We start from the raw sequence: 18,670 nt of genomic DNA, 5'->3' as shown, positions 1-18,670 counted from the left end.
CTCGCTCCGTCATAGTGCGGACCTGCGCAACATGCAAAAATGCTCTTGCCCGGATCGTGGGCCCGGGCGTTCGGCAGGACCAGCCGGGGCTTAGGAAAATGACTTGGCCGGCGAGTTCAAGATGCAATCCGCCGGGGGTCATCGGGTTTCGGGGGCGTGTTGCATGCATCCGGTTACCGGGCGCGGGCGCTATGGCGGCGCCGTCGCCGGCCGGGCCGGGCCGGGCGCCGCGACGGATCCAGGATGGGCGGCCGGCCTAGACGTTGCCCCGCCGCTCGCGCCAGAGGCCCAGCTTTTCCTGAACCGGACGGTCGGAGAAGGAGAAGAGCACCGCCTCCTCGGCCGCCTCGTGCACCACGGGCCACCAGGCCGGCACGACGAAGATGTCCTTCGGGCCCCAGGCGATCTCCTCGTCGCCGATGCGGCTCTTGCCCCGCCCCTCGACGCAGGTGAAGACGGTCGCGTCGGTGGCGCGGTAGGGCGTCGTGGCCCCCGCGGGCAAAAGCTGGATGAAGGTGCCGATGGTGGGCATTGCCCAGCCGCCGTCGAGCGGATTGGTGTAGCGCAGCTTCCAGCCGTGGCAGGGATCGTGGGGCTGGCCGCGCTTCATGGTCTCAAGCGTCGCGCGCGCCTCCTCGTAGGGGTAGTTGAAGATGGGCGAGACGTTCCCGCCCCGCGGCGCGTCCACCGGCATCAGGTTGTGGCCGAACTCGGCGTAGCTCTGACCGGTCTCGCGGGTGATCTCCTGGCAGTCCTCGCCCAGCCCCTCGGCGAAGGAGGCGTCGAGGAACTGCACGAGCGGGATGTCGAGCCCGTCGAGCCAGAACATCGGCGCGTCCGTCTCGTTGCCGTGGTCGTGCCAGGCCATCTGCGGGGTGATGACGAAATCGCCCGGGCGCATCACCGTCTTCTCGCCGCTCACCGCGGTGTAGGCGCCCGAGCCCTCCAGCACGAAGCGCAGCGCCGATTGCGCGTGCCGGTGCGCGGGCGCCACCTCGCCCGGCAGGACGAGCTGCACGCCGGCGTAGAGCGATGTGGTCGTCTTGGACTGGCCGCGCAGGCCCGGGTTCTCGAGGATGAGCACGCGCCGCTCGGCCTCCTTGGCGGTGATGAGCCCGCCGGCCTCGATCATCGCGCTCCGGATTTCGTCGAAGCGCCAGCCGACCGGGCGGCAGTCGGATTTCGGCTCGGGGGTGACGAGGCCGCTCATCACCGTCCAGAGCGCGGTCATGTTCTGCTTGTCGATCTTCTCATAGAAGGCGCGGCGTTCGGGGGTTTCCACGGGTGGCTTGTCCATCAGGCGGCTCCTTTCGGGGGATGGGTGCGCAGCGCCTGCCGGTCGATCTTGCCGGTGCCCGTCTTGGGCAGGGCCGCGACGAACTCCACGAGGCGCGGATACTTGTAGGGTTGCAGCCGTGCCTTCACGAAGTCCTGCAGCGCCGCGATGTCCGGGCGCGCGCCCGCCACCGGCGCGACGACGGCGCGAAGCGTGGTGCGCCCGTCGGGCAGGCGCTCGGCCAGCACGGCGCATTCGTGCACCTCGGGGTGCTCGGCGAGGCAGCGCTCCACCTCGAGCGGCCAGACCCACTGGCCCGACACCTTCACGAGGTCGTCGGCGCGGCCCTGGAAGTAGAAATGGCCGTCGCGCTCGACGAAGCGGTCGCCGGTGTGGATCCAGTCGCCGCGCATGGTCTCGCGGGTCTTGTCGGGCCGCTTCCAGTAGAGCGGCGCGGAGGAGTGCCCGCGCACCTCCATGACGCCTTCCTCGCCCGGCGCGGCCTCGCGGCCCTCGGGCGTCACCAGCCGGACCTCGTAGCCCGGCACCCGCGCGCCCGCGCTGCCGAGGCGGTGGTCGTCGTGGCGGTTCGAGAGGTAGATGTGCAGCATCTCGGTGGAGCCGAGCCCCTCGGTGGGCCCATGCCCGGCCAGCGCGCGCCAGCGGTCATAGACCTCGGCCGAAAGCGTCTCGGCCGCCGAGATGGAAAGGCGGAGCGAGGAGAGGTCGCGCGCCTCCACACCTTCGGCCCGGGCGAGCGCGGTGTAAAGCGTGGGCAGCCCGAAGAGAACGGTGGGCCGATGGCCTTCGATCGTGTCGAGCACCGCCTGCGGCTCGGGCCGCCCCGGCATCAGGACGCTCGTCGCGCCGGCGGCGAAGGGAAAGGTGACGGCGTTCCCGAAACCGTAGGCGAAGAACATCTTCGGCACCGAGAAGCAGACGTCGCCCGGCGCGAGGCCGAGGATGTGGCGGCCGTAGCTTTGCGCCGTGTAGGCCATGTCGTGGTGCAGGTGCACGATCCCCTTGGGCCGTCCGGTGCTGCCCGAGGAATACATCCAGAAGGCCATGTCGTCGGGGCCGGTCCCGGCGGGGGCGAGCGTGTCGGGCTGGCCCGCGAGGAAGGCGTCGGCGCCCTCCGGCCCGTCGCGGCCCACCACCACCAGCCGCTCCAGCGCGCTTCCGGCCCGCGCGGCCTCCGCCATCCCGGCGAGCGCGGCCTCGCAGACGGCGATTCGCGCGCCGGTGTCCTGCAGGAAATAGGACAGCAGGTCCGGCGTGGTCTGGGTGTTGAGCAGCACCGGCACGAAGCCCGCGCGCACCGCCCCGAAGAAGGCGGCCACGTAGTCCGGCCGGTCGTCGAGCAGCATCGGGATTCGGTCGCCCGGCGCGAGGCCCGCCGCGGCGAAGGCGTTGCCCCAGCGCGCGGCCTCGGCGGCGAGCTCTGCATAGGTGAGGCTGCCTGCCGGGCCGGTCACGGCGAGCTTCTCCGCGTTGGCCGGCAGGTTGTCCCAGAGCAGCGCGGAGCAGTTCGGATGCGCCGCCTTGTCGAAGCCGATCTCGGCCGCGCCCGCCGCGTCGTCGCGGACGGGATCGAAAAGGCGACCCGCCTTCTCCGCCTCGTAGCGGGCCATGAAACGGGGCGCGAGGCGGCGGAGCTTCTCGTCGTCCACCCGGCCCGAGCGCGTGATGTAGCTGCGCGCGAAATCGAGGGGGCCGAGCGCCATGTGCCTGTCGAACGCCTCGTACCAGTCGGCGGAGGTGTTGGCGGCGTCCACGATCTTCTTCGCCACCGGCATCCGCGCCGCCTGCCAGTCGTCGAGCGCGGCGTCGAGCGTCGCGCCCTCTTCCAGCGCGGCGACGAGGGCGATGGCGTCCTCCATGGCGAGCCGCGTGCCCGAGCCGATGGAGAAATGCGCGGTATGCGCCGCGTCGCCGAGGATCACCCGGTTGCCCCGCGCCCAGCGGCGGGACCAGAGGCGCGGGAAGCGGCGCCAGTGCGAGCGGTTGGTGAGAAGCGGCGCGCCCTCCAGCACCTCGGCGAAGATTTCGGCGCAGGCGGCGGCGCTCTCCACCTCGGTCATCTCGCCGAAGCCGTGGGCGGCGAAGCTCTCCGGCGTGGCCTCCACGATGAAGGTGCTCATCTCGGGCGCGTAGCGGTAGTGATGGGCGTTGAGCGGGCCCTTCTCCGTGTGTAGGAAGCTTTGCGTCAGCGTGTCGAAGGCGCGCGGCGCGCCGAACCAGGCGAAGCGGTTTTCCAGATGGGAGAGCGTCTCGCCGAAGCCTTGCGGGTCGGACTGCCGCACCAGCGAGTTGAGCCCGTCCGCGCCAACGACGACGTCGGCGTCGAGATCCTCGACCGCGCCCAGCTCGTGGCCGAAGTGCAGCTCCACGCCTTCGGCCTCTGCGCGCTGGGCGAGAAGCTCGATGAGCTCGAGCCTCCCGATCGCCGAGAAGCCCACCCCGTCCAGCACCACGCGCCCCTCGGGGTGGTCGAGCGTCATGTCGCGCCAGGTCTCCATGCGCGGGGTGACGAGTTCGTGGGTGTCTGGGTCGTCGGCGCGCAGGAACTCCAGCGCGCGGTCCGAGAAGACCACGCCGAATCCGAACGTCGCGCCGCGCGGATTGCGTTCGGTCACCCGCACAGCGACGTCGCCGAGGCGGCGGCGTGCGAGGATGGCCGTGTAAAGCCCCGCCGGCCCGCCGCCCAGCACCTCGATGCGGCCGATGCGCATGGATCTCCTCCCGGTCGTCTCGACTTCTCCCGCCGGGCAGGATAGGCTGATTTCCACAGGCCGCAAGGTTTTTCGCAGGATGGAAAACACTCCTCCCGACCACTCCCTCTCCGTCGGCGTCAGCTTCGGCGACTGCGACCCGGCGGGGATCGTCTTCTACCCCAATTTCTTTCGCTGGTTCGATCGCTGCTTTCACCATTTCCTCGCCGCGCGGGCGGGCGGGCACGCCGAGCTTTGCGCGCGGCTGGGCGCCCTGGGCGTGGGGCTTATGGACGTGCAGGCGCAGTTCCGCGCGCCGGTGCGCGAGAACTGCACGCTGACGCTCGATTTGCGCGTGCGCGAATGGCGGGGCCGGGCGCTGCGGCTCGGTTACGAGGGGCATGTCGGCGACACGCTTTGCGTGACGGGCGAGGAAGTGCGCGGGCTTTTCGTGATGCGGGAGGGGCGCATGGCGGCCGGCGAGATGGCGCCGCTGCGCGCCGCGCTGGGGCTGTGAGCGGCGCGGCGCGTCCGGGCGGGGTGCAGGCGCTCGACGCCGCGCTGGGGCTTTTGGCGGCGCTCGCCGCGCGGGGCGGGCCCGTGTCGCTGACCGAACTCGCGCGGGCGTGCGGGATGCCGGCCAGCAAGGCGCACCGCTACCTCGCCTCCTTCCAGGCCGCGGGGCTGGTGGCGCAGGCCGGGCGATCGGGGAAGTATGACCTCGGGCCGGGCGCGGCGGCGCTCGGCGTGGCGGCCATGGCGCGCCACGACATGGTGAACCGCGCCGCCGACGGCCTGCCCGAACTCTGCGCCGAGACGGGCATGACGGCGCTTCTGTCGGTCTGGGGCAGCGAGGGCGCGACGGTCGTGCGCTGGGAGCGCGCGGCCGCGCCGCTCGTCACCTCCATGGGGCTGGGCACGGCGCTGCCGCTTCTGACCTCGGCCACGGGGCGCGTTTTCCTCGCATGGGCGCCAGAGGCGGTCACCGCGGCGCAGCTCGATGCAGAGCTGTCGCGGGCGCGCGCCAATCCCGGGATCCTCGGCGAGCTCGACCCGACCCGCGCCGAGACGACGGCGCTCGCGGCCCGGATCCGTGCCCGGGGCCACGCCACGGTGGACGGGCGCTACATCCCCGGCCTCGTGGCCGTGGCGGCGCCGGTGCTCGACTGGCAGGATGAGGTTCAGGCGGCGGTGACGCTTGTGGGCACCGACCCCGCCGCCATCGGGCCCGACGGCGCGCCGGTGGCACGGCTTCAGGCGTTCTGTCGCGGGCTTTCCGTGCGCGCGCCGTGCTGCGGCGCAGCGGAGGAAAAGGGCTGACGCGACACGCGAAACTGCGCTACGACTCGCAACGGAAGAAAACGTTCCGCGCCTGCGCGCGAGAGCGTGCGACCAGGGAGAACGCGACGCATGGAAATGACGGGAACCCGGGAGATCCGGGCCGATCGCGCGACGGTGTGGGCGGCGCTGCTGTCGCCCGAGGTCCTCAGGGAATGCGTGCCGGGCTGTCAGGAACTCACCGGCTCGCCGGAAGAGGGCTTTCACGCCACGGTCGTGCAGAAGGTCGGCCCGGTGAAGGCCACCTTCAAGGGCACGGTCACGCTGTCGGAGATGAACGAGCCCGACAGCCTGCATCTCGCGGGCGAGGGCAAGGGCGGCGCGGCGGGGTTCGCCAAGGGCGGGGCCGACGTGTCGCTCGAGGACTGCGAGGAGGGCACGCGGCTGTCCTACAACGTGGAGGCCAAGGTGGGTGGCAAGCTCGCGCAGCTCGGCTCCCGCGTGATCGACGGTTTCGCGAAGAAGATGGCGGACCAGTTCTTCACCCGCTTCCAGGAGGCGGTGGAAGGCCCCGCCGAAGAGGAAGAGGCCCCCGAGGCGCCCGAGACCGGCGCCAAGAAGGGCTGGTTCAAGCGACTCGTGAAGGGTGGCGCCGGCGCGTAGGCGCGCGCGCGAAAGGGAGGACGACATGACGCAAGTGACGATGACGGTGAACGGCGAGGCGGTTTCCGCCGAGGTCGAGGGCCGCACGCTTCTGGTGGAGGCGCTGCGCGACCAGCTCGGGCTCACCGGAACCCATGTGGGCTGCGACACCTCGCAATGCGGGGCCTGCGTGGTGCATGTGAACGGCAAGGACGTGAAGGCCTGCGCCATGTTCGCCTGGGAGGCCGAGGGCGCCGAGATCACGACCATCGAGGGCATGGCGAACCCCGACGGATCGCTTTCGGTCATCCAGCAGGCGTTCCAGGATCATCACGGTCTTCAGTGCGGCTTCTGCACGCCGGGCATGGTGATGACGGCCGCGGCGCTGCTCAAGGAGACCCCGAAGCCCAGCGAGGCGGAGATCCGCGACTACCTCGAGGGCAACATCTGCCGCTGCACGGGCTATCACAACATCGTCAAGGCGATCATGGCGGCCTCGGGCCAGGATGCAGAGGCCATCGCGGCGGAATGAGCGCCGCCAGAACGCAACATCCGGCGGCCCCGTGCGAGAGGAGACGCGCGCCCGCCGCGAAGGAGGAGTGAAAGAGATGCCAAAGGATCACGGGATCGGCGCGCCGATGAAGCGCCGCGAGGATGTCCGCTTTCTCACCGGGGCCGGAAACTACACCGACGACATCAACCTGTCGCGTCAGCTTTACGTGCACTTCCTTCGCTCGGACGTGGCGCATGGCCGGATCAACGGGATCGACACCGAGGAGGCGTCGAAGATGCCCGGCGTGGTGCGGATCTTCACCGGCAAGGATTTCGAGGGCGTGGGCGGGCTGCCCTGCGGCTGGCAGGTGACCGACCGCCACGGCGAGCCCATGCAGGAGCCCGCGCATCCCGTTCTGGCCCAGGGCAAGGTGCGCCATGTGGGCGACCCGATCGCCGCCGTCGTGGCCGAGACGCGGGAGCAGGCGCGCGACGCCGCCGAGGCGATCGCCGTCGACATCGAGGAACTGCCCGCCGTCGTGGACATGAAGGCGGCGCTGCAGGACGGCGCGCCCAGGGTGCACGACGACCTGACGAGCAATCTCTGCTATGACTGGGGCTTCGTCGAGGACAACAAGGCCGCAGTGGACGAGGCGATCCGCAACGCCCACCACGTCACCACGCTGGAACTCGTCAACCAGCGCCTTGCGCCCAACGCGATGGAGCCGCGGGTGGCCGTGGGCGACTATCAGCGCGCGAACGACGAGTCGACGCTCTACACCACCAGCCAGAATCCCCACGTGATCCGGCTGCTGATGGGCGCCTTCGTGCTGGGCATCCCCGAGCACAAGCTGCGCGTCGTGGCCCCCGACGTGGGCGGCGGGTTCGGCTCGAAGATCTTCCACTACGCCGAGGAAGCCTTCGTCACCTTCGCCGCGCGGCAGCTCAACCGCCCGGTGAAATGGACGGCCTCGCGCTCGGAGGCGTTCCTGTCGGACGCGCAGGGCCGCGATCACGTCACCAAGATCGAGCTCGCCCTCGACGCGGACAACAATTTCACCGCGATTCGCACCGAAACCTACGCGAACATGGGGGCCTATCTGTCGACCTTCGCGCCCTCGGTGCCGACATGGCTGCACGGCACGCTGATGGCGGGCAACTACAAGACGCCCAACATCTACGTGAACGTGAAGGCGGTGTTCACCAACACGGTGCCGGTGGACGCCTATCGCGGGGCCGGCCGGCCCGAGGCGACGTTCCAGCTGGAGCGCGTGATCGACAAGGCCGCGCGCGAGCTTGGCGTGGACCCGATGGCGCTTCGCCGGCAGAACTTCGTCACCGAATTCCCCTACGCCACGCCCGTGGCGGTGGAATACGACACCGGCGATTATCCGGCGCTCGTCGACAAGCTGGAGGAAATCGCCGATTTCGGCGGGTTCGAGGCACGGCGCAAGGAATCGGAGGCGCGCGGCAAGCTGCGGGGCCTCGGCGTGAATTGCTACATCGAGGCCTGCGGCATCGCGCCCTCGAACCTGGTGGGCCAGCTCGGCGCGCGCGCGGGGCTTTACGACGCGGCCACCGTGCGCGTGAACGCGACCGGCTCGATCAGCGTGATGGTGGGCGCGCACTCCCACGGCCAGGGCCACGAGACGGCGTTCCCGCAGGTCGTGGCCGACATGCTTGGCATCGACGAGTCGATGGTCGATATCGTGCATGGCGACACCTCCAAGATCCCCTTCGGCATGGGCACCTACGGCTCGCGCAGCCTCGCGGTCTGCGGCTCGGCCATGGTGCGGGCGACCGAGAAGATCATCGCCAAGGCCAAGAAGATCGCCGCGCACCTGATGGAGGCGTCGGACGCCGACATCGAGCTCAAGGACGGCAAGTTCACCGTGGCGGGCACCGACAAGTCGGTCGCCTGGGGCGACGTGACGCTTGCCGCCTACGTGCCCCACAACTATCCGCTCACCGAGATCGAGCCGGGGCTCGAGGAGACGTCGTTCTACGATCCCTCGAACTTCACCTACCCGGCGGGGGCCTATGCCTGCGAGGTCGAGGTGGACCCGGACACCGGCAAGGTGACGATCGAACGCTTCTCCGCGGCGGACGATTTCGGCAATGTCATCAATCCGATGATCGTGGACGGCCAGGTGCATGGCGGCATCGGGCAGGGCATCGGGCAGGCGCTTCTCGAAAGCTGCGCCTACGACGAGAACGGGCAACTCGTGTCGGCCTCCTACATGGACTACGCGATGCCGCGCGCCGACGACGTGCCGTTCTACAGCGTGGACCACTCGGTCCAGACGCCCTGCACCCACAACCCGCTCGGCGTGAAGGGCTGCGGCGAGGCGGGCGCGATCGGCTCGCCGCCCACCATCGTGAACGCGGTGATCGATGCGCTGCACTCGGGCGGCCACAAGGTGGATCACATCGACATGCCGCTGACGCCCTCGCGCGTCTGGACGGCGATGCAAGGCTGAAGAGGGAGGGACCCCATCATGTACAGTTTCGATTTCGTGAAGCCCTCCAGCGTGGCGGAGGCCGTGGCCGCCCTCGCCGAGGACGAGGCCCAGCCGCTCGGCGGCGGGCAGACGCTGATCCCGACGCTGAAGCAGCGCCTCGCCATGCCCTCGAAGCTCGTGAGCCTTGCGGGCATCGACGAGATGCGCGGCATCTGCCGCGACGACGACGGGCGCATCTGCATCGGCGCGTCCACGACCCACGCCGAGATCGCCGAAGGGGCGGGCGACTATCCCGCGCTGGCCAGGCTCGCCGCGAACATCGGCGATCCCGCGGTGCGCAACCGCGGCACCGTAGGCGGCAGTCTTGCCAACAACGACCCCTCCGCCTGCTACCCGGCGGCGGCGCTCGGGTCCGGCGCGACGATCATCACCGACAGGCGCGAGATCGCGGCGGACGACTACTTCCAGGGCATGTTCGCCACCGCGCTCGAGGAGGGTGAGATCATCACCGAGGCCCGCTTCCCGGTGCCGGAGAAGGCCGATTACCAGAAATTCGAGCAGCCGGCCTCGCGCTTCGCGCTGGTCGGCGTCTTCGTGGCGAAATACGCCGATGGCGTGCGCGTCGCGGTGACCGGTGCCAGCGAAGAGGGCGTCTTCCGCTGGACCGAGGCCGAGGCGGCGCTCTCGTCGGATTTCACGGCGGAGGCGGTGGCGGGGCTCTCGGTTCCGGCCGACGGGATGATCGGCGACCTTCACGGCTCTCCCGAGTATCGCGCGCACCTGGTGAGCGTGATGACGAAGCGCGCCGTGGCCGCCGCCGGCTGAGGCGTCAGGCGCGGCCCGCCATCAGGGCCGCGCATCCCGCCAGCGCCGCGGTATCCGCCGCCACGAGGTGCACCGGCGTGTCGGCCAGAAGCGGCGCGGTCGCGAAGGCCGCGCGCAGCCCTTCGCCCAGTTCCGGCGCGAGGGCGCGGGCGACGCTGCCGGCGAGCGCGACGCCCCCGGTTGCGAGGAAGGCGAGCGCCCATCCCTGCGCCACTCGGCCCGCGATGCGGGCGTAAAGGTCCACCGCCGCGCGTGCCGCCGGATCGCCCGCGCGCAGGCGCTCGGGCACGTCCCGGGGCGCGACCGGCTGGCCGCCGTGGAACGCGAAGAGCCGCGCAAGCCCGGCGCCCGACAGGGCATCCTCGATCCGCCCCGCCGTGCCCTCGCGGTGCAGGTAATGCCTCAGCGCCAGCGTCTCGTCGTCGAAGGCGGGCAGGGCGGCCTGGCCGGCCTCGGCCGGCGGCACCGTGCCGCAGGGCAGCCGCGCGGCGAGGTTGACGCCCGTGCCGAGCCCGATCACGAGCCGCGCCTCCCCCGGCCTTTCCCGCCCGGAACGCAGCCGGGGCATCTCCTGCGCGGTGAGGTGGTCGAGCGCGTGGGCCTGCGCCTGCAGGTCGTTGAGCAGCGTCACCGCCTCCAGCCCGAGCCCGCGCGCAAGGCGCGCCGCCTCGACCCGCCAGCCGCGGTTCGTCATGTCGCAGGCGCCGTCGCGGACCGGCCCCGCAAGGGCAAGGCAGGCAGCCCGCGGCCGGGGCCGCCCCGCGAGATAGGCGCCAAGCAGCGCCTCGGCGTCGGGATGCTCCGCGCAGGGCCAGGTGGCGATCGTGTCGGCCAGCACCGCTCCGGCCCGCGCCAGCGCCATGCGCGCGGTGGTGCCACCGATATCGGCCACGAGCGTGGGCGCGTCCATCCTGGTCTCCGGCTAGGGTGACGCCGAGGGATAAGCGCGGGCGACGCCGCCGGCAAGCCTGCCGCGCCGTGGCGGCCCGCGACAGGGCGCGCGCGGGGATCGACGCCGCGGGGATACGGCGTCGCCTGCTCGCCTGCGTGGCTCTCGGGGGCGTGGATGAGCGCGATATCGCCGCGTCTGGCGCCACGCAGCGCAGCCCGAGCCATGCGAACCGCCGTGGTTCACATTTTGTTCGCACTTTTCGGTTGGCCCTGCCTGCGCGCTCGACTATCTCTTCGCTATTCGAGCCAAAGGGGGGCGGACATGGCCGAACAGAAGTTCATCGAGGTCCGCGGCGCGCGCGAACACAATCTGAAGGGCATCGACGTCGAGATCCCGCGCGACAGGCTGGTGGTCATCACCGGCCTGAGCGGGTCCGGCAAGTCGAGCCTCGCCTTCGACACGATCTATGCCGAGGGGCAGCGACGCTATGTCGAATCGCTGTCGGCCTACGCGCGGCAGTTCCTCGACATGATGGAAAAGCCCGACGTGGACCATATCGCGGGCCTCAGCCCCGCGATCTCCATCGAGCAGAAGACGACGAGCAAGAACCCGCGCTCCACCGTTGGCACCGTCACCGAGATCTACGACTATCTCCGCCTGCTTTTCGCGCGTGCCGGCACGCCCTACAGCCCCGCCACGGGCCTGCCGATCGAGGCGCAGCAGGTGCAGGACATGGTGGACCGCGTGATGGCGATGGAGGAGGGCACTCGCGCCTACCTGCTCGCCCCCATCGTGCGCGACCGGAAGGGCGAATACCGCAAGGAGATGCTGGAGCTCCGCAAGCAGGGCTTCCAGCGGGTGAAGGTGGACGGGCAGTTCCACGAACTCGACGACCCGCCCGCGCTCGACAAGAAGTTCCGCCACGACATCGACGTGGTGGTGGACCGCATCGTCGTGCGCGAGGGGATGGAGACGCGGCTGGCCGACAGTTTCCGCACCGCGCTCGACCTGGCCAATGGCATCGCCATCCTCGAGACCGCGCCGCGGGAGGAGGAGGGCGAGCCCGAGCGCATCACCTTCTCGGAGAATTTCGCCTGTCCCGTTTCGGGCTTCACCATCCCCGAGATCGAGCCGCGGCTCTTTTCCTTCAACGCGCCCTTCGGGGCCTGCCCGGATTGCGGCGGCCTGGGCGCGGAGCTCTTCTTCGATCCCAACCTCGTGGTGCCGGACACCACATTGCGCATCTCCGACGGGGCGCTCGCGCCGTGGCGCAAGGGCAAGTCGCCCTATTTCCTGCAGACCATCGAGGCGATCGCGCGCCATTACGAGTTCGACCGGAACGCGCGCTGGAAGGATCTGCCGGCCCATGTGCAGCAGGTCTTCCTTTACGGCTCGGGCGACGAGGAGATCCTCTTTCGCTACGACGAGGGCGGGCGCGTCTACCAGGTGAGCCGCAGCTTCGAAGGGGTGATCCCCAACATGGAGCGGCGCTACCGCGAGACGGATTCGGCCTGGGTGCGGGAGGAGTTCGAACGCTACCAGAACAACCGGCCCTGCGGCACCTGCCACGGGCACCGGCTGCGCCCCGAGGCGCTCGCCGTGAAGATCGGCGGGCTGCACATCGGCCACGTGGTCGAGAAGTCGATCCGGGACGCGCTGGCCTGGGTGGACACCGCGCCCGAGCAACTGAGCCGGCAGAAGAACGAAATCGCCCGCGCGATCCTGAAGGAGATCCGCGAGCGGCTCGGGTTTCTCAACAATGTGGGGCTGGAATACCTGACGCTCAGCCGGAACGCCGGAACGCTTTCGGGCGGAGAGAGCCAGCGCATCCGCCTTGCCTCCCAGATCGGGTCGGGTCTGACGGGCGTGCTTTACGTGCTCGACGAGCCCTCGATCGGCTTGCACCAGCGCGACAACGACCGGCTGCTCGGCACGCTCAAGAACCTGCGCGACCAGGGCAACACCGTGATCGTGGTCGAGCACGACGAGGAGGCGATCCGCGAGGCCGACTACGTCTTCGACATCGGCCCCGGTGCGGGCGTCCATGGCGGGCAGGTCGTGGCCCGCGGCACGCCCGAGGAGATTGCCGCCGATCCGGCATCGCTCACCGGGCAGTACCTGTCCGGCAAGCGCGAGATCGCGGTGCCCGCGATCCGCCGGGAGGGCAACGGCAAGCAGCTGACCGTGGTGAAGGCATCGGGCAACAACCTGAAGGACGTGACGGTCGATCTTCCGCTGGGCAAGTTCGTCTGCGTCACCGGCGTGTCGGGCGGCGGCAAGTCCACGCTCACCGTCGAGACGTTGTTCAAGACAGCCTCGATGCGCCTGAACGGCGCGCGGCAGACCCCGGCCCCCTGCGAGACGATTCGCGGGCTCGAGCATCTCGACAAGGTGATCGACATCGACCAGCGCCCCATCGGGCGCACGCCGCGGTCGAACCCGGCGACGTATACGGGGGCCTTCACGCCGATCCGCGACTGGTTCGCGGGCCTGCCGGAGGCCAAGGCGCGAGGCTACAAGCCGGGGCGCTTCAGCTTCAACGTCAAGGGCGGGCGGTGCGAGGCCTGCCAGGGCGACGGCGTCATCAAGATCGAGATGCACTTCCTGCCTGATGTCTACGTCACCTGCGAGACCTGCAAGGGGGCGCGCTACAATCGGGAAACGCTGGAAATCCGCTTCAAGGGCAAGAGTATAGCGGACGTTCTTGATATGACGGTGGAAGACGCGCAGGAGTTCTTCAAGGCGGTGCCCGCGATCCGCGAGAAGATGGACGCGCTGGTGCGCGTGGGGCTGGGCTACATCCGGGTCGGCCAGCAGGCGACGACGCTGTCGGGCGGCGAGGCGCAGCGGGTGAAGCTGTCGCGGGAACTGGCCAAGCGCGCCACCGGGCGCACGCTCTACATCCTGGACGAACCGACCACCGGGCTTCACTTCGAGGACGTGAAAAAACTGCTGGAAGTGCTTCACGAGCTTGTGGATAGCGGCAACACCGTCGTGGTGATCGAGCACAATCTCGACGTCATCAAGACCGCCGACCACATCATCGACATCGGCCCCGAGGGCGGCGACGGCGGTGGCGAGATCGTGGCCGAGGGCACGCCCGAGGACGTCGCGCGTGTCGAGCGCAGCCACACCGGTCAATACCTGCGTCCGATGCTGGACGCGAAGAAGGTCGCGGCGGAGTAGACCTCAGTCGTGCAGGGCGGCCACCGCGCCGATCACGTCCAGCACCTCGCGCGTGTCCCGGTCCACAAGGAAGATGTGGCCGCCGACGCGATCGTATGTGTTGTCGGCGTCCAGCCCGTAGGCGAGTTGCCGCCCGATCACGGAATAGTCGCGCAGGATCACGTCGCCGCCGCCGTAGGGCGCGTTCTTCGCCAGCCCGGGCGGAGGGCGCAGGGCGGACTCTTCCTCGCGAGCCCGGGCGGGTCATTCTTGAGTTGGCCGGCCGCGGGCGCGGCCGGCAGAGCCGCCGCGAGGGCGAGTGACGTCGGGAAGGCAAGACGGTCCCTCATGCCCGACGCCTCGCATGTCGGACAGATGTCCGGAAGGGGCCTCCGCCCCATTGGCGAAAGGCCGCCGCCGCGTTCCCCGGAAACGCCGGGGCCCGAGTCGCGCGGCGGTTTTCACGGCCCCGCGCCTCGACAGCCCGGGGCCGGCGGGGCACAAGGGCGCCTGCTGACGAAAGAGGTTGGGGCGGTTCGCATGAGTGATGGCAAGAAGCGCAAGTTGGGCCTGGCGCTCGGCTCCGGCGGGGCGCGGGGCTGGTGCCATATCGGCGTCATCCGTGCGCTCGAGGAGATCGGCGTGCGCCCCGACGTGGTGGCGGGGTGTTCGATGGGGGCGGTCGTCGGCGCGGCCTGGGCATCGGGAAAGCTCGACGCGCTGGAGGAGTTCGCGCGGCAGATGAGCCGGACGCGTTTCCTGTCCTACTTCGACCTCGGGCTTGCGCGTGGCGGGCTGGTGCAGGGGCGCTCGGTGATGGAGGCGCTGGAACGCATGGGCGTGCCCGACGATTTCGCGGCGCTCGACCGGCGCCTCATCGCGGTGGCCACGGACATGAGCACCGGGCGCGAGATCTGGTTGCAGGAGGGCCCGCTTCTGGAGGCGCTGCGCGCATCCTTCGCGATCCCCGGGCTCTTCGCGCCCTATCACCTGGACGGCCGGTGGCTGATCGACGGGGGGATCGTCAACCCGGTGCCGTCCTCCGCCTGCCGCGCGCTCGGGGCGGACGTGACCATCGCGGTCAACCCGAACGGGCGCGACGACGGGCGCTTCTGGTCGCCCGAGGGGGACGCGGCGGATCTGGTGGAGGGGGCCGGCGGGACGGGTCTGCTCGCGCATCTTCCGCCCGCGATCCGCGACCTCTGGGACCGGAGTGACAGCGAACCGAAGCCGCCCAACTATTTCGAGGTGGTCGCGGCGGCGATCGACATCTTGTCGGAACACGTGCACATGTCGCGCCGGGCCAGCGATCCGCCGCATCTTGCGCTGGCGGTAGATCTGCAGCACCTCACCTTCATCGAACTCTACCGCGCGCAAGAAGCCATCGACGCGGGTCACGAGGCCGTGATGCGCTCGCGGGACGACCTCGAAAAGCTTCTCGAGAAGGTTTGACGCGCGTCGGGCCGGGTCAAGCCCGGCCCGGCCCGGGTCTTGTCAGTCGGTCTTGCAGGTCTTGATGCCGAAGATCGAGTAGGCGGGGCAGCTGCCCATCAGCGCGGTCGCGAGCGGTACGATCCCGATGAGATAGAGCCAGCGATACCCGGCATCCGGGTTCAGGAAGAACGCCGCAATGAGTGCGGCCCCGATGACGAGCCGCAGCACGCGGTCGATGGTGCCCATGTTCTTGGCGAGCATGTTGTCCGGTCCTTTCGTCTCTTGCGCCCCGGCCGGGGCGCCTGTGACGAGCATGCGGGATTCGGCATCCGTCGCGCCTTGATATGGCTCAAATGCGCCTTTCGTCGCGATCAGGTTCGGCCGCGCCGTTCGAAGCGGGGCAGCATCGCCGAGAAGTCGCGCCCCGCGCCATCCTCGTCTTCCACGAAACGGGCATAGAGCGTGCAGGCGGCCTGCCCGATGGGCGTGTCGGCATCCGCGGTCTCTGCCGCCTGCATGGCCAGCCGCAGGTCCTTCAGCATGAGATCGGCGGCGAAGCCGGGCTGGTAGGCGTTGTCCGCCGGGCTCGTCGGGCCCACGCCCGGGGCGGGGCAATAGGTGTTCATGGACCAGCTCTGCCCCGAGGAGGTGGAGACGACGTCGAACATGGCCTGCCGGTCGAGGCCGAGCTTGTCGGCCAGCGCGAAGGCCTCGCAGGTGACGATCATCGTCGCGCCGAGAATCATGTTATTGCAGATCTTCGCCGCCTGGCCGTTTCCGGAGGGGCCGCAATGCACGGCCTTGCGCCCCATCGTTTCGAAAAGCGGCTTCGCCGTCTCGAAGCCGGCCGCGTCGCCGCCGACCATGAAGGTGAGCGTGCCGGCCTCCGCGCCACCCACGCCGCCCGAGACGGGCGCGTCGAGGGCGGGTAGCCCCGCCGCCTGCGCCTCCGCCGCCACGGCGCGGGCGCTGTCGACGTCCACCGTGGAGCAGTCGAGGAACACGGCGCCCGGCGCCATGGCCGGTATGATCTCCGCCGCGACCTTCCGCAGGATCTCGCCGTTGGGCAGCATGGTGATCACGACCTCAGCGCCCGTTGCGGCCTCGGCCGCGCTCGCGGCCATGCTCACGCCGGGGATGTCCACCTGCGCCGTGTCGAAGCCCGTGACCTCGTGGCCCGCCTTCGCGAGATTGGCCGCCATCGGCGCGCCCATGTTGCCGAGACCGATGAATCCGATCTTCATACCCTGTCCTCCTCCCCGAATGTCAGCCTGTCCTCCCCGAGCGGCATGAGCATCTGCGTCACCGCGAGCTGCGGCAGCGCGTCCCTCTCGTGGCTCCAGCGCGGAGACTTGTCCTTGTCGATGATGGCCGCGCGGATGCCTTCCAGGAAGTCGCCCTTCTCCATGGCGCGGAAGGTGAAGCGATACTCCTGTTCCAGCGCCCGGCGGATCTCCGCGGCCGGCCCGCGCAGGCGGTGGATCATCTCCACCGTGCAGCCCATGGAAAGCGGGCACTGCCGTGCGAGGGTGGAAAGCGTCTCCTCGGCGAAGGCGCCCGGCTCCGCGCGGAGCGAGCGCAGGATGTCCCCCAGCGTCTCGCCCGCGAAATGCCGGTCGATCGCGGGGGCGAGGGCGGCGAGGCGCCCCTCGGGCGGCGCGGTCGCGGCTTCGTCCACCGCAGATGGATCGCCCGTCTCTTCCAGTCGCACAGTGAGCGCGGGCCAGGCGGCCTCGGGCACGAAATGGTCGGCGAAGCCTGCGAGGATCGCGTCGGCGGGCCCCATGCGCGCGCCGGTGGTGCCCAGATACTCGCCGAGCCGGCCGGGCGCACGGGCGAGGATGAGCGAGCCGCCCACGTCCGGCACGAGACCGATGCCGCATTCCGGCATGGCCATCTGCGAGCTTTCGCCGACGACGCGGTGCGAGCCGTGGCAGCCGACGCCCACGCCGCCGCCCATGGTGTAGCCCTGCATCAGGCTCACCACCGGTTTCGGGAACTCGAAGAGCCGCGCGTTCATGCGGTATTCGTCGCGCCAGAAGCGCCGGCCGTAGCCGTAATCGCCGTTCTGTCCGGTCTCGTACATCTCGGCGATGTCGCCGCCCGCGCAGAACGCCTTGTCGCCTTCGGCGTCGATCACGAGGAGCGCGACCTCGGGGTCGTCCGCCCAGTCCTTGAGGGCCGCGTCGATCTCGAGGCACATCGCGTAAGAGAGCGCGTTGAGCGCCTTGGGTCGCGCGAGGGTGATCCGCCCCGCGCGGCCCGTCTTGCGGATCGAGATCCCGCTCACGCCCGCGCCTCCAGCATCTTGCGGGCGACGATCAGGCGCATGATCTCGTTCGTGCCCTCGAGGATCTGGTGGACGCGCAGGTCGCGCACGATCTTCTCGATCCCGTAATCGGCGAGGTATCCGTAGCCGCCATGCAGTTGCAGGCACTGGTTGGCGACGTCGAAGGCCGCATCGGTGACCTGGAGCTTCGCCATGGCGCAGAACTTCGTGGCGTCCGGATCCTTGCGGTCGAGCTTCCACGCCGCCTGCCGCAGGAAGGTGCGCGCCGATTGCAGTTTCACTTCCATCTCGGCAAGACGGAACTGGAGCGCCTGGAAGCGGTCCAGCGTCTGCCCGAACGCCTTGCGCTCGCCCATGTAGGCAAGCGTCGCGTCGAGCGCGGCCTGCGCGCCGCCGAGCGCCGAGGCCGCGATGTTGAGCCGCCCGCCGTCGAGCCCGGCCATGGCGTAGGAAAACCCGCGCCCCTCTTCGCCCAGCAGGTTCTCGTGGGGCACGCGGCAGTCGTCGAACTGGACCTGCGCGGTGGGCTGGGCGCGCCAGCCCATCTTGTCCTCGAGCCCGCCGAAGGAAAGCCCGGGCGTGCCGTCCTCGACGATGACGGCCGAGATGCCCTTCGGGCCCTCCTCTCCGGTGCGGCACATGACGATGTAGGCGTCCGAGTAGGAGCCGCCCGAGATGAAGGCCTTGGTGCCGGTGAGCGCGTAGCCCTCGTTCGTGCGCGCGGCTTTCGTCCGAAGCGCCGCCGCGTCGGAGCCCGAGCCGGGTTCCGTGAGGCAGTAGGAGAACACCGTCCGCATGGCGCAGGCGTCCGGCAGCCAGCGGTCGCGCGCCGCGTCGTCGCCGTAGGCCTCGATCATGCCGCCGCACATGTTGTGGATCGAGAGGAACGCCGACACCGAGGGGCAGGCCATGGCCAGCGCCTCGAAGACGAGCGTGGCGTCGAGGCGCGAGAGACCCGAGCCGCCGTGGTCCTCGCCCACGTAGATGCCGCCGAGGCCCAGCTCGGCCACCCGCGGCCAGAGCTCGCGCGGGATGGTGCCCGCCTTCTCCCAGTCGAGCGCGTGGGGGGCGATCGCGTCCTGCCCGAAGGCATGCGCCACGTCGAAGATCGCCTGCTGCTCCTCGCTCAGCGCGAAATCCATGCGGTTCCTCCCTCTGCCCGCCGGAATTGAACGGGCGTTTAGTGGCCGATCCTTGCAGGAG

At 70.0% G+C, this 18,670-nt stretch carries 16 protein-coding genes; 8 read left to right on the top strand and 8 right to left on the bottom strand.

Features of this window, described 5'->3' with window-relative positions; genetic code table 11:
• Positions 1–256: 256 nt before the first annotated feature.
• Entirely contained in the window at positions 257–1,297 is a 1,041-nt protein-coding gene (gtdA, locus tag AB6A66_RS11575; protein WP_371056027.1) for a gentisate 1,2-dioxygenase, read from the bottom strand.
• Positions 1,297–4,008 (bottom strand): benzoate-CoA ligase family protein, encoded by a 2,712-nt coding sequence (locus AB6A66_RS11570; RefSeq protein ID WP_371056026.1) that lies wholly within the window; start codon positions 4,006–4,008, stop codon positions 1,297–1,299. The genes gtdA and AB6A66_RS11570 overlap by 1 nt, the downstream gene beginning before the upstream one ends.
• A 79-nt stretch (positions 4,009–4,087) precedes the next feature.
• Between AB6A66_RS11570 and AB6A66_RS11565 the strand changes: the two genes are divergently transcribed.
• The 6 genes from AB6A66_RS11565 (at position 4,088) to AB6A66_RS11540 (ending at position 9,686) form a co-directional block, all read left to right on the top strand.
• Positions 4,088–4,504, top strand: a complete 417-nt coding sequence (locus AB6A66_RS11565) for an acyl-CoA thioesterase (RefSeq protein WP_371038524.1) — start codon at positions 4,088–4,090, stop codon at positions 4,502–4,504.
• On the top strand, positions 4,501–5,307 hold the full coding sequence (locus AB6A66_RS11560) for an IclR family transcriptional regulator (RefSeq protein ID WP_371056025.1): 807 nt from the start codon (positions 4,501–4,503) through the stop codon (positions 5,305–5,307). The genes AB6A66_RS11565 and AB6A66_RS11560 overlap by 4 nt, the downstream gene beginning before the upstream one ends.
• A 90-nt stretch (positions 5,308–5,397) precedes the next feature.
• A complete protein-coding gene (locus AB6A66_RS11555; RefSeq protein WP_371038522.1) occupies positions 5,398–5,928 on the top strand; it encodes a CoxG family protein in 531 nt (176 codons plus the stop codon).
• A gap of 25 nt (positions 5,929–5,953) precedes the next feature.
• Positions 5,954–6,439, top strand: coding sequence for a (2Fe-2S)-binding protein (locus tag AB6A66_RS11550; protein ID WP_371038521.1), 486 nt, complete (start codon positions 5,954–5,956; stop codon positions 6,437–6,439).
• 76 nt (positions 6,440–6,515) lie between these two features.
• Positions 6,516–8,879 (top strand): xanthine dehydrogenase family protein molybdopterin-binding subunit, encoded by a 2,364-nt coding sequence (locus AB6A66_RS11545; protein WP_371056024.1) that lies wholly within the window; start codon positions 6,516–6,518, stop codon positions 8,877–8,879.
• Positions 8,880–8,897: 18 nt separating this feature from the next.
• Positions 8,898–9,686 carry a xanthine dehydrogenase family protein subunit M gene (locus AB6A66_RS11540; RefSeq protein WP_371056023.1) on the top strand — a complete coding sequence of 263 codons (789 nt, stop codon included), beginning with the start codon at positions 8,898–8,900 and terminating at the stop codon, positions 9,684–9,686.
• A gap of 4 nt (positions 9,687–9,690) precedes the next feature.
• Here the strand turns inward: AB6A66_RS11540 and AB6A66_RS11535 are convergent, their stop codons facing one another.
• Positions 9,691–10,596: a glucokinase gene (locus AB6A66_RS11535; RefSeq protein ID WP_371056022.1), complete on the bottom strand. Its 906-nt coding sequence runs from the start codon at positions 10,594–10,596 to the stop codon at positions 9,691–9,693.
• A gap of 303 nt (positions 10,597–10,899) precedes the next feature.
• Between AB6A66_RS11535 and uvrA the strand changes: the two genes are divergently transcribed.
• Positions 10,900–13,764, top strand: a complete 2,865-nt coding sequence (gene uvrA, locus AB6A66_RS11530) for an excinuclease ABC subunit UvrA (RefSeq protein ID WP_371056021.1) — start codon at positions 10,900–10,902, stop codon at positions 13,762–13,764.
• Between the two features lie 3 nt (positions 13,765–13,767).
• On the opposite strand, the gene AB6A66_RS11525 is transcribed toward uvrA, so the two are convergent.
• Complete coding sequence (locus tag AB6A66_RS11525) at positions 13,768–13,926, bottom strand: hypothetical protein (RefSeq protein ID WP_371056020.1); 159 nt, start codon at positions 13,924–13,926, stop codon at positions 13,768–13,770.
• 357 nt (positions 13,927–14,283) lie between these two features.
• On the opposite strand from AB6A66_RS11525, the gene AB6A66_RS11520 reads away from it, so the two are divergent.
• Positions 14,284–15,195 carry a patatin-like phospholipase family protein gene (locus AB6A66_RS11520; protein WP_371056019.1) on the top strand — a complete coding sequence of 304 codons (912 nt, stop codon included), beginning with the start codon at positions 14,284–14,286 and terminating at the stop codon, positions 15,193–15,195.
• Positions 15,196–15,237: 42 nt separating this feature from the next.
• Here the strand turns inward: AB6A66_RS11520 and AB6A66_RS11515 are convergent, their stop codons facing one another.
• The 4 genes from AB6A66_RS11515 to AB6A66_RS11500 form a co-directional block, all read right to left on the bottom strand.
• On the bottom strand, positions 15,238–15,438 hold the full coding sequence (locus AB6A66_RS11515) for a DUF2892 domain-containing protein (RefSeq protein WP_371056018.1): 201 nt from the start codon (positions 15,436–15,438) through the stop codon (positions 15,238–15,240).
• Positions 15,439–15,548: 110 nt separating this feature from the next.
• Entirely contained in the window at positions 15,549–16,421 is an 873-nt protein-coding gene (gene mmsB, locus AB6A66_RS11510) for a 3-hydroxyisobutyrate dehydrogenase (protein ID WP_371056017.1), read from the bottom strand.
• Positions 16,418–17,467, bottom strand: coding sequence for an enoyl-CoA hydratase/isomerase family protein (locus AB6A66_RS11505; protein WP_371056016.1), 1,050 nt, complete (start codon positions 17,465–17,467; stop codon positions 16,418–16,420). Before AB6A66_RS11505 ends, mmsB begins: the two co-directional genes overlap by 4 nt.
• Entirely contained in the window at positions 17,464–18,609 is a 1,146-nt protein-coding gene (locus tag AB6A66_RS11500) for an acyl-CoA dehydrogenase family protein (RefSeq protein WP_371056015.1), read from the bottom strand. The genes AB6A66_RS11505 and AB6A66_RS11500 overlap by 4 nt, the downstream gene beginning before the upstream one ends.
• Between the last annotated feature and the right edge of the window lie 61 nt (positions 18,610–18,670).

It is taken from the genome of Rhodosalinus sp. K401, from assembly GCF_041365735.1.
Taxonomy (GTDB): Bacteria; Pseudomonadota; Alphaproteobacteria; order Rhodobacterales; family Rhodobacteraceae; genus Rhodosalinus.
This window is presented reverse-complemented; position numbering and strand designations above follow the sequence as displayed.